Genomic DNA, 12191 nt, shown 5'->3' on the forward strand with positions numbered 1-12191 from the left:
TAACCAATTGCTTCCTTGTAATAATATTGCTTTCAACAATTATTTCAGTAATATATATAATTTATTAATATAGTGAGAACAATCTCTTGATTATTGTTGATTATACTTAGCTAGAATCATACATAATTAGGAGTTGAAAATATTGAAAAAGATGTACAAGTTTATTTCTAGTTTGATGGTGATCGCAATTGCGATATCAATGTTACAACCCGCTATTAACGTAAATGCGGCAATGCCAGTCGCTCCTAGTTGGAGCTATGGTGAAGTTGTTGATATGAGACAAAGTGATCTCGGATTTGGAGCTACATATACTTGGATGGATATGGATGTTGAGGATTCAGTACAGAAAGTACATACAGTAGAGTTTGATCCAACGAATTCTAATCTTGAATTAGTTAGTGCTACAAAGAATGGTCATGTGTCAGGTATGAAGCGACTTTCAGAAATGGCTGATTATGTTGATGCTGAAGGTAGCCGCGTTATTGCAGGTATTAATGGTGACTTCTATGAAATCTCAGGTAAGGCAACGGGAGTGCCCTCAGGTATTTTTATGGCAGATGGTGAAATATTGATCAGTCCTCAAAGCAGCTATGCATTTGGTATGACTGCTGCTGGAGAATCAGTATATGGCACAGTTTCATTAAATAGATCAATTACGATAGATGGGACAGATGCAGAATTAACTAGTTTGAATCGCTATCGTGATACGAATCAACTAGTAATGTTTACTAACAGATATGGCGCTTCAACGGGTGCGTCTACCCAAGGTGTTGAAGTTGTTCTTGATATTGTTTCGGGTGAAGTAGCGAGTGGCTCAGATCTGGTTATGACAGTATCTGAAGTGAAAATAGGTCAAGGTAATACGAAATTATCTGATGATCAAGTTGTATTATCGGCGTCTGGCGATAAAACTTCAATTATTGAAGCTTTGCAAGTAGGACAAGAGGTAACAGCAAATTTTGAATTATCAAGCAATTTTGCGGATGTAACGACTGCAATTGGAGGCAATGGACCACTTGTAGATAATGGAATTTCACAAAATGTAGGTCCTGAAGGAGTTCATCCGCGTACTGCAATTGGTACGAAAGAAGATGGAACGATCGTGTTTTTCGAGGTGGATGGTCGTCAGCCTGGATTTAGTGAAGGTCTTGAAATGATGCAGGTTGCTAATTTGATGATTGAGATGGGTGTTGTTCAAGCGATGAATTTGGACGGCGGTGGTTCGTCAACAATTATTGCGAAGCTTCCCGGTCAACAACAAGCGACTATGATTAACTCAGGCTCGGATGGATATGAGCGTAGTATTGGTAATGGTCTCTTACTAGTCAATACTGCTCCTGAATTAGAAACTGCGTCTTCAATTGCAGTTACACCTAGCGTGGAACGTGTTCTTGTAGGCTCGACTATTACATTTGCAGGAGCGGGACTTGATGCGAACTATCATTCAGCTAGTCTTGCTACAGGACTAGAATGGTCAGTAGATGAAGCTTTCGGAACGATTAATAATGCTGGTCAATTTACTGCGAGTAAGCAAGCAGGGGAAGCAACGATTCATGTAGCAGCTGCTGATATTACTGGCGAAGCGACAGTCGAAGTTATAGATACATTAACAGCATTACATTTCCCAGATGACGAGAAAACATATTCTTCAGGTGAAATGGTTCAACTAACTGTTAAAGCAACACGCGATGGTCAAGTGGTGGCCGCGAGTAATGATGATCTAATATGGAGCGTTACAGGAAATATAGGTACAGTAGATGACAATGGCATATACACTGCAACATCTGACACAGGTCAAGCTGGATCAATCCAAGTTAGCTTCGGAGATGTAACAGATTCATTCGTAGTTAATGTCGGAATTCCACCTGTCATTTTAGAAGGTTTTGAGAATGGCATTGGTAATTATGTAGCTGCAGCAGATCGTGCAAATTCATATGCAATTGATTTGATTACGGACCAAGATTTCGTGCGAAATGGAGATGCAGCAGTAAAGTTATCTTATGATTTTACAGGCAGAGAGTCTACTTCAGGTGCTTATCTACAATCAAAAAATGTCGATACTAGAATTGCAATACCTGGCTATCCTGAAAAAATTGGGATGTGGGTCTATGGTGATGGTAAAGGTCATTGGCTACGAGCTCAGCTGCGCGATGGTAACAATGCGGGCATTGCCATCGACTTTACGAATGGAACAAAGGGTGTTGACTGGATTGGTTGGAAGTATGTTGAAGCGGCGGTTCCAGCAGGACGTGCGTTACCGTTGTCAATTGAGAAACTCGTTCGATATATGGAGACAAGTTCTGCGAAGAAAGATGCCGGTGCTATTTATATCGATGATATTACCGTTACGTATGGCCCAGTTGAAGGTATTGATTATGACGAGCCAGAAATTGTATCGTTCTCTCCAGCAGAAGCTGCAATGGTTAATACAGCTGCGCCAGCCATTAAAATTACAGCACAGGATGCAGGCTATGATGCAGCAACTCATCCAGGAACTACATTGATAGATCCTGAAAAGACTCGTCTATATGTGGATGGCGTTCTAGTAACACATGGCTTCTATCCACCTAAAGGTGAAATTAGTTATGTACCAACAGAACCATTAAGCGAAGGTAATCATACGGTGAAAGTTGCTGTTCGTGACTTGGCAGGTAACCAAACGATCAAGGAATGGAGTTTCAAAGTTAATCTAGGCTCTCCGTACTACGAATATACGACAGAAGATATTGTATATACAGGTCAAACATATTCATTTGATATCAATGCAAAGGTAGCAGATGAACTAGTAGCTGGTCAGTTGGAGTTTAGCTATATGCCAAACGCAATGGACAATATTAAATTTCTTCCAAATAGTAAACTAGCAAATAGTATGGTAGATTTCACTGTTGATGAGACAAATGGACTACTGACATTGACATTAAGCGATCTGGCAGCTGCAAAGCTTTCGGCTACAGATGCAATCGGTAGTATATCTTATCGCATCAATTCAGATTATTTGGGTCCTTATACGTTAGCAGAATTACGTGCTAATCCGAAAAAATCAATTCAGCTAAAAGTTGTTAATGGGATCGTTGAAACGGCAACGAAATCGGATATTAATTATAAAGGTGACACATTTAATCTGGACTTGCAAAGTAAATATGAGCTAACTTGGGATCATCATGCAACTTCAAAAGGCGAGCCTGCGGTATTTACAATTGTAGATAAAGTAAGTCGAGAGCCGATAGAGGGCGTACAGATGCTGTTCAATGGCACACTTGTTGCTGCCACTTCAGATGTTAATGGTCAACTTTTATCTAATGAAGTAACTACGGCGTCAGGTACGTACAATATACAAGCGATGAAGGATGATAACTATAGTCCAATGATGTCATTCGTCGTTGCACCATCTGCAGGAACAGTTGCTCCAATGCATATCAATGTGACATTCGGTAATGAAGCGACAACTGATCGCAATATATCTTGGAAAACAAGTGCAGATGCGAAAACTACTGTAGTAGAGCTTGTGGAACAATTAGAGTTTACAGACTTTACAGCAGATAATGTATTAAAAGTAGAAGGTACGAATTATTTATATACAACTGCTAATGATGGCACAGTACGAATTCACCAAGTAGAATTAACTGGACTAAAACCAGGTACTGAATATGTATATCGTGTAGGCGATGGAGCTGATAATGTAAGTAGCTCTGGTCAATTCAAAACAACTGGAGTGGAGCAGGATTCAGCTAAGTTTTTATTCTTTGGTGATTCACAAGCTGCTAATGCCGCTGGGTTCGATCTTTGGGGTGCAGTAGTAGATAAAGCAGTAACGGGTACTCCGCTAGCAGATGTAGATATGATCGTTCATGCTGGTGATATGGTCGATAGCGGCTACGAGCTTGAGCAATGGGACTGGTGGTTCAATGCTGTAAAAAGCGAGCTAATGAACACTACTTTAGTTCCAATTATCGGTAACCACGAAGTGTATGGAGATAATGGGGCTGGCGATTATTTGGCGCAATTCAATAATCCGGACAGCGGGCTTGCATTAACAAATGGTACTTCATTCTCTTATGATATTGCCGATACTCACTTTGTAGTGTTGAATACAGAGATGGGAACGGAAGGGATTATTGAACAAGCAGCATGGTTAGATAAAGATTTGGCGAAAAGTGATGCAACATCGACAATTGTCTTCTTCCATCAAGGACCTTATGGAAGTACGTATCAGAACAAGAATGTACAAAAATATTGGGTTCCGATTTTTGATCAATACGGTGTAGATCTTGTTATGAATGGGCACGATCATATTTATCTTCGTACTTACAATATGAATGGTGGCGAGATCGTAGATAACAACAAAGAAGGAACTATGTATGTGATTGGCGGTTCTTCTGGGCCTAAGTTCTATGGCTTGACTCCTTATTATTGGCAAGATGTTGTATATGAAGAGAATACACAAATTTATACAGAAGTATTGTCTGATGCTGAAGGTATTCATGTCGTTGTGAAAAACGTTGCAGGAGAAGTATTGGATGAGTTCATGTTATCCAGTGATAAAAAACCAGCACCTAAGCCTGATCCAAAACCTACTCCGAATCCAGGTACAGGTACTGACACAGGCACAGGCACGATTGAAGTTCCGGAAGCTGGTGAAGAAGGTATATTAACAATTACAGCTGAGCAATTAACTTCAAGTGATAATGAGCAGATTATTATTACTACGAAGGATAAAGTAACAGCGATAGTATTACCAGCGAGTGCAGCGGCGCTACTTAATGGCAAAAGCCTTCAAGTGAACACTGCTCTTTGGACAATGGGCATTCCAAGTGACGTATATTCAACCTGGAGCCAATCAACTTCTACTATTCAAGTACAAGTTGTAAATGAGACTGAACATGGGGAGCAACTTGCAGCTGTAGCTGGCAATAAAGCGAATGCACAAGTCACGGCAATAAGTAATGTATTTGAAGTTAAAGCAATGGATGCCGCAAACAAACTAGTGAGCGATCAATCTAATATGGTAACTATTGCTATTCCGCTAGCTAAAGAGCAGCAAACTGCAACTGTAGCGCTGTATGAGGTCCAAGCGGATGGCACATTAATTTACGTATCAAGTACAATAGTAGATAATAAACTGCAAGCAAAAGTACAAGCGAATACTAAATATATTATCGTTAACTTTGATAAACAGTTTGATGATGTAGCGACTGATTATTGGGCAAATGAATATATTAAAGAATTAGTGGCAAAAGGAATTATTCAAGGGATTTCGTTAGACAAATTTGCACCTCAGCAAGAAGTAACTCGTGCAGAATTTACAACAATGCTTGCACGTATGCTTGGTCTTGAAGCTAGTGGCGCAACTACCTTCGATGATATAGTGGACAATAGCTGGTATGCAGCTGCAATCTCAGCAGCAGTTGAAGCGGGCATTGTAAATGGAAAATCAAGCTCAACGTTTGCACCTAATGATAATATTGAGCGTCAAGAAATGGCAGTTATGATTGCTAGAGCTTATCAATATGCTCAAGGTCAATTATTAACGGGTGTAGAAGCTCCATTCGCGGATATGGATAAAGCCGCAGGGTGGGCAGTCGCATCGATTAATGCAGTGTATGGCACAGGATTCATTGATGGTAAATCTGCCACTCAATTTGATCCAAAAGGGTTAGGAACACGTGCTGAAGCTGCGAAGCTGATGCAGAAGCTATTACAAGCAATGAAATAATTCATTCATATGAAGAACGCGATGATCGCTTTAAGGCATCCGACTCGCTACTCTCTTACAAAAACAGACGAATAAAAAAAGTTGGACGGAAAACATCGCGTTTTTCCGTCCAACTTTCATTTTATGGGCTAATTGGATAGCCCCTTTGTTTTTACAATATTTCAGTCACGCTCAGTTCTCTACTAATCATTACTGTTTCGGTATCTCAATCGCACCCATGAACAGGATCGTATCACTTGGCTCATTCATGATTGTAAAGAAGAAGGGACGGTTGACGGTCATGTTGAAAAAGTTGTCGGGCTTCGTTGTCGCTGATGTTGTTGCTGCTTCTACGCTTGTCACTGCAGCAGCTTCTGTACCGATTTCATTCACTTCAATAAACGATTTATGTTTGACTGAATCAATATAAACTTCGAACGGACCTGTAATCATATTTTTAAAATCTGCTTTTGATGATTCAAATGCAGCGGTCATGCCGAGTGATTTCAAGGCATCATTTAACGTTGCTTCATATTCTAACTTGAAGCGAGGCATTTGGAATGATCCTTTCGTCATTTTGAATTGAGCCATCCAGCTATTCCAATTATCCATTGTAAGCATACTGTGAAACTTAGTTAAGTCACTGTCTTCAACAGGTAAAAAGATAAGCATACTCAAATGTTCCTCTTTCCCATAAGGAAGGCGAATCGCCTGAAATAGTTCGTTTTCTAAATAATCATAACTCCCTGATTGTGACATCAATGGATGCTGTATCGTCGTCCCATCGCTTAGATAAAATTCTTGATCTGAAGTTAATTTTTCGTTGAAGGGCTGAGTCCAATCTCCTTTAAAATAAATCGCATTTATTAGAAAAAGTATCGTATCCTCACTTATTGGTCCCTCGATGATTTCTTTTATTTTCCCCTTCGTATTTTGATCAACCCATTTATTAATCGTTTTGGCTGCATTAGAATTGCTAAAATCTAAAACGTTTGCCTCGGTATTATAAAATTTTTTATTTCTTTGCATAAAATCCTCTTTGAATTCGAAACCTTCCCGAGACCACAGAGAATTTGCAATTGAAAGCTCTACATTTGGATCAGAGGCATTAATGATTTTTTCTAAAGTAGCATAACCCTTATTTACTTCCTCCACTGTCATGCCATCAAGTTGAAGAATGTTAGCCATATTTTCCTTAGTCTCGCCATCTGCTCCATTGTAGGTCATCGCTAAAGCTAGACTAATACTAAGCGGCGAAATGAACATATTTTCTTCACTCGCATGATTTCCAAGTGATTGGTATATATTCAATGCAAATTGTTGATTAGCGGTAATGAGCTGTTGATCTAGCATTTCTAAAAGCTCACTAAGCTCATAGCTTGAATGTTCAATATGGTCATCCTGTTCTTTATCTGGTCTATATTCTGGGTTACCACAGGCTGACATGAGCACAAATACGACCAAACATCCCATCACTATTAATTTTCTCATGAAAAACATCCCCTTTTACTTCTGATACCATGACATTATCTTATAAGAAATCAATGAATGTGGAACGCAGGCTGATCAACAACAATTGTCCCATCATATCTACAGACGATAAAATAAAACTTTAGTTGCACATTCTTGCATTTCTTATTCTTTGGCTATGTTAAACCTAAATGTTGATATTTGATAAATACGACTAACGTTCTATAATAGGGGTAATATCATTAATTGGAGGTGGTGTGCCCTTGGATTTAAAGGAACTGAAGAAGCTTGCTGAAACGTTGGACGATAACAGTAAGCGGGAGCTTATCTACTTCTTGCAGTCCCGAACCAAGGGCATGTCGGCTCAAGTTAGAGCAATTGATGATATCCAAAAGCAGAAGCACAAAGATGGGCTTGTTTGTCCACATTGCACAGCCCATGCTGTTGTGCGGTTTGGAAAATATACTGTTCAAACGCGTGCTGGAGTGGTCAAACGGCAGTGTTACCGTTGTAAATCCTGTTTACAGACGTTTAACGACCTCACAACCCCCCCCTCTTCAGCGCACACGCAGACCTCATCTGTGGGTTCGTTTCATTGAATTCATGATTGAGGGTTATTCGCTGAGAAAATGTGCTGAGTAGCTGCTTGGTGAAGTTACACATGTCACCTTGTTTTATTGGCGGCATAAAATACTCGCCGCTCTGAAGCAAATTCCAACTGAAGCGTTCCAGGCATCGTGGAAATGGACGAAACCTATTTCCTGTTCTCTGAAAAAGGCAAGCGTAGCATCGTTGAACGCAAGCCAAGAAAACGCGGTGGCAAATCCAAATTAAGTGGCATAAGCAACGACCAAGTATGTGTACTCGTAGCTCGTGACCGTCAGAAAATGACCTACTCTGGCGTTCTTGGGTGTGGGCGTATTAAGAAGATGAAGCTGGATGGACCGCTTCAATGGTGTTGCAACCAAATATTTGCAACATTATTTGGCTTGGTTTCGTTACTTAGACAGCAAGGAATATGAGAATACCGCATCGAATAAGAAAGATATGTTGGTGAAATCGTGCCTGTTTACTGTGACCGACACGAACGCCAAACTTCGGATTTCTGCTTATTCTTGTTAAACTCCCATGGAAGAATGCATTAACTTCTATCATCTGTGGTGCGGTACTTTCGCTGCATGTTTGGCTAACGGGTAAGTGCGTTCATGCCCTTACTGAAAAAATGTTTAGGGGAGAAGATATGCATGATATTTAAGAGAAATGTTGCTTTGCTAATTATTATCTTGACAATGAGTATTCTTTCAACTGCTTGCAATATATTTTCAGGACCACCAGAATCTGAAGAATCGGTTAAACAGAAAGTGGTCGCTCATCTTGTTTCAAAAGGTTACAAAGAAAATGAGTTTAATATCGAAGTTAAATATAATAAATCAGGAGAAGGCAAGTTCGGAGGTCCTTACGCCATTAATGTAGTTTTTAACGATGAGCCGAACGTAATTTATGGTTATAAATATAACTATAAATCAGAAAACAAAGATATAACTCAAAATGGCGTTGCTCCTATGGAAGGTAAGGATGATAAGAATTTTAAACATGCTGAGTAATTCCTTATTACGTCATCGACCTAACGAAGCACGATAACTTATTAAACCGCCCTTTATAGGGCGTTTATTTTTTGACTAATAATCAACATTGAGATTTAACATAGCCTATTCTTTAAGTTGGCCACTCCTCATTATTAGCCTCACTTCCTTCGCGAAAACCTTGTAAAATAAGACTTATATTATGTTGAATGAGCTGAGCGATGGCTGCATCTCTTTAGCATGTATGACCGTGCTTTGCGGTGATGTAGTTACGACCGTTGACTCCATCCTTGCATACATTCTGCTCAGCGGCATAACTATTCACCAGCTCTATTTCATCCATGCCTTCGACAGTAGTTAACATTGCTGAAAGTGAATAGCGAAGCTGATCTAGAAAATGATGCGGCTGTTGAAAGTCGCTATGTCCATCCAAGTAGATGCAATGTATTGGATTGACCAGTCGGGAGAAGGTGCGAGATTTCGTGCTTGATATTAATAAAGGGGGGATTGAGCTGCATAGCTGGGATAGTTTCTTCCCTGAAGATGAAAATGCACCATGGCTTGATATGGAAGCCGAAAGGCGATAAGAGCGTTCCATTGCACGTCAGTCTTCGCGATCCTGAGCAATATAAAGAGCGGATCACGATTACATTTGACAACCCATTCGGTGATCATTATTTGGCTAAGCTAGAAGTTAAGTTTCCTGAATAGTTCAAAATGCGTAGCTCTATTATAGTTAGGCAAAGCAGCTTAATATAAAGTCTATTAATGACCCTGGGGATATTCCTCAAGGTCATTTTTGATTGTATCATGTAGCGATGCTTGCTATTTGTAGTAGAAAAATACAAGAATAAGTAATGTAATACAGACGCACAAAAAAAGTTGGACGGAAAACATCGCGTTTTTCCGTCCAACTTTCATTTTAAGGGCTTATTGGATAGCCCATCTTCTATTGAAAGCTAATATTAGTTACTGAATAGTTTACGAAGATTTTCTTCGTAAGGTGCAGTTATAATACCTTTTTCAGTAATAATGCCCGTTACATACTCATTAGGAGTAATATCGAATGCAGGATTGAATACTTTTACGCCTTTAGGCGCAGTACGCTTACCGAAGCCTTCTGTAACTTCTTCAGCCGGACGCTCTTCAATCGGAATTTCGCTACCTGTAGGTGTATTTAAGTCAATTGTAGAAAGCGGGCAAGCGACATAGAAAGGAATGCCATGTGCCTTAGCTAGAACTGCAACACTGTACGTACCAATTTTGTTAGCTACGTCTCCGTTAGCGGCTACGCGGTCAGTACCTACGATTACAGCATCAACCCAGCCTTTAGACATCACCATACCAGCCATATTATCGCAAATAAGTGTTACATCAATACCAGCTTCATGCAATTCAAAAGCTGTTAAGCGAGCGCCTTGCAGTACTGGACGAGTTTCATCAGCGAATACGCGAAGGTTCATACCACGCTCTTTGGCAAGGTAGAAAGGAGCTAGTGCTGTACCATATTTTGCAGTAGCAAGTCCACCAGCATTACAGTGTGTTAGTACACCCATATCTTCTTTGAATAGAGATAGTGCATATTCACCAATTTGACGATTCGTTTCTTCATCTTGCGTTTGAATCGCAATCGCTTCTGTTTCAAGTGCAACTTTGCAATCTGCAAGCGAGAAACCTTGTGCGATATATTGATCGGCTGCTGCTGTCATACGGTCTAATGCCCAGAATAAATTAACCGCTGTTGGGCGTGAAGTTGCCAAATATTTTGCTGATTCGTGTACAGCTGTAATCCACTGCTCGGAAGTATCGGCATGTTGACTTGCAATAACAACGCCATATGCTGCAGCAATACCGATCGCCGGAGCACCACGAACTTGCATAGATTGAATGGACTCCCAAACACTCTCTTGTGTTGTTAATAATAAATAAACAATTTCTTCAGGAAGTAGACGTTGATCAAGTAGATCAATCGCTCCATCTTTCCAAATTACAGATTGTAGTCCAACATAATTTTCAGTCATTATTATAATTCCTCTCTACTCATGTTCTATACCTCTAGTTGCCTTTAGTGCAAGTTCAAAAAGTGGGCTTTCAGAATCAAGAAGATGGAGCGTTACTTGAGAAAGGCGGAAGCGCAAGTGTACATGATTACGTACACGCGAACCGTACTTTCCAAGTTCGCTTCATATTCGATGCCGACTAAGCTACCTGTATGACTTCGTTATCAAAGTCCGCTTTTTGAACAACCTTTATTAACAATTTGAATGAGCTCATCAATTGATTGAATATGACGATTACGCAAAATCAATTCTGTACCAATCGCTAAAGCTTTACGTTGTGCAATGTTACGCGTAGCATCATCTGGAATACGATCAATGTCAGCGACATGAGCAAGTCCAACAATGCGACGTACCATTTTCGCACCGGTGAAGCCTACAGTATCTTGAAGTAAACGTTGCATATAGTATGCCTTATATCCATTAGCTTCATTAGCGATACGGTCAACACCACGCTCACTCCAAAGTGTTAAAAATTTATCTTGGAATTGATTCCAAATGGAATCAATCGTATCAAGTAAATTGTTGCGGAAAGCTTCACGTTTGTTCTCTTCAGCAATCCAATGTTCTTGACCAACATAATTTAATATTAAGTTAGCGAACAGTGCGCCGATATCAAAGCCCATTGGACCATAATATGCGAATTCAGGGTCGATAACTTTAGTAGAATCTTGCTTAATGAAGATACTACCTGTATGAAGATCACCGTGCAGTAATGCTTCTGCCTTCGTAAGAAACTTCTCTCTTAGAATAGCAACTTCAAGATGAAGCTGATCATTGCTGCGTAATGCTGCTGCCGCGTCTTCAATAGCATCCTCGTAGTTATTATTAGAAGATACTGTGTACGGATCATCAAAGATTAAATCTTCCGTAATTTTGCATAGATCAGGATTAATAAAGTTTTTCACTTGAAGCTTTTTGTCTTGCTGATTCATACCAAGATCTGATGTAAGGAAAAGAGTATTAGCCATAAATGTTGAAATATGATCTGCGAACAATGGATATTGATTACCGTCAATTAATCCTTGACGCATAATAACATGATCACTCAAATCCTCCATAATGGTAAGCGATAGCTCTGCATCGTATTGATATACTTGAGGTACTAATCCAGGAGCAAGCTTCCCTTCAAGGATTAATTTTTCACTTTCGATACGGGCACGGTCAAGTGACAGCGGCCAAGATTCGCCAACGACTTTAGCATATGGAAGTGCTTGTTTCATAATTAAGCCCTTGCCACTTACGTCATCTGTAATATGAAAAACGAGGTTTAAGTTTCCATCGCCGATTTCTTTACAATTCAAAGTCCCATCCGCAGGGAAAAATTGTTCAATACCGCGAGCAATTTCAATGGCCTTTTGCTCTGTTAAAGGATGATATGATGACATA

General features: G+C 39.9%; 8 protein-coding genes and 1 pseudogene. 5 read left to right on the plus strand and 4 right to left on the minus strand.

Annotation, left to right across the window (positions count from 1 at the left end):
• Positions 1 to 151: 151 nt before the first annotated feature.
• A complete protein-coding gene (locus AC1TPB_RS00095; protein WP_482075064.1) occupies positions 152 to 5713 on the plus strand; it encodes an S-layer homology domain-containing protein in 5562 nt (1853 codons plus the stop codon).
• 189 nt (positions 5714 to 5902) lie between these two features.
• Here the strand turns inward: AC1TPB_RS00095 and AC1TPB_RS00100 are convergent, their stop codons facing one another.
• On the minus strand, positions 5903 to 7183 hold the full coding sequence (locus tag AC1TPB_RS00100; protein ID WP_482074636.1) for a serpin family protein: 1281 nt from the start codon (positions 7181 to 7183) through the stop codon (positions 5903 to 5905).
• 242 nt (positions 7184 to 7425) lie between these two features.
• Between AC1TPB_RS00100 and AC1TPB_RS00105 the strand changes: the two are divergent.
• Positions 7426 to 8284, plus strand: a pseudogene (locus AC1TPB_RS00105) (IS1595 family transposase).
• Positions 8285 to 8406: 122 nt separating this feature from the next.
• Complete coding sequence (locus AC1TPB_RS00110) at positions 8407 to 8766, plus strand: DUF3139 domain-containing protein (RefSeq protein ID WP_482074637.1); 360 nt, start codon at positions 8407 to 8409, stop codon at positions 8764 to 8766.
• A 214-nt stretch (positions 8767 to 8980) separates the two neighbouring features.
• On the opposite strand, the gene AC1TPB_RS00115 is transcribed toward AC1TPB_RS00110, so the two are convergent.
• A complete protein-coding gene (locus tag AC1TPB_RS00115; RefSeq protein WP_482074638.1) occupies positions 8981 to 9178 on the minus strand; it encodes a hypothetical protein in 198 nt (65 codons plus the stop codon).
• A 4-nt stretch (positions 9179 to 9182) separates the two neighbouring features.
• Between AC1TPB_RS00115 and AC1TPB_RS00120 the strand changes: the two genes are divergently transcribed.
• The gene (locus tag AC1TPB_RS00120) at positions 9183 to 9332 is read left to right on the plus strand and encodes a hypothetical protein (protein WP_482074639.1); all 150 of its coding nucleotides are present in this window, start codon (positions 9183 to 9185) and stop codon (positions 9330 to 9332) included.
• A 378-nt stretch (positions 9333 to 9710) separates the two neighbouring features.
• Here the strand turns inward: AC1TPB_RS00120 and mtnA are convergent, their stop codons facing one another.
• On the minus strand, positions 9711 to 10766 hold the full coding sequence (gene mtnA, locus AC1TPB_RS00125; protein WP_482074640.1) for an S-methyl-5-thioribose-1-phosphate isomerase: 1056 nt from the start codon (positions 10764 to 10766) through the stop codon (positions 9711 to 9713).
• Positions 10767 to 10813: 47 nt separating this feature from the next.
• On the opposite strand from mtnA, the gene AC1TPB_RS00130 reads away from it, so the two are divergent.
• The gene (locus AC1TPB_RS00130; protein ID WP_482074641.1) at positions 10814 to 10948 is read left to right on the plus strand and encodes a hypothetical protein; all 135 of its coding nucleotides are present in this window, start codon (positions 10814 to 10816) and stop codon (positions 10946 to 10948) included.
• A 21-nt stretch (positions 10949 to 10969) separates the two neighbouring features.
• On the opposite strand, the gene mtnK is transcribed toward AC1TPB_RS00130, so the two are convergent.
• Positions 10970 to 12190: an S-methyl-5-thioribose kinase gene (gene mtnK, locus AC1TPB_RS00135; protein ID WP_482074642.1), complete on the minus strand. Its 1221-nt coding sequence runs from the start codon at positions 12188 to 12190 to the stop codon at positions 10970 to 10972.
• Between the last annotated feature and the right edge of the window lies 1 nt (position 12191).

The organism is Paenibacillus sp. Y951 (assembly GCF_056786395.1).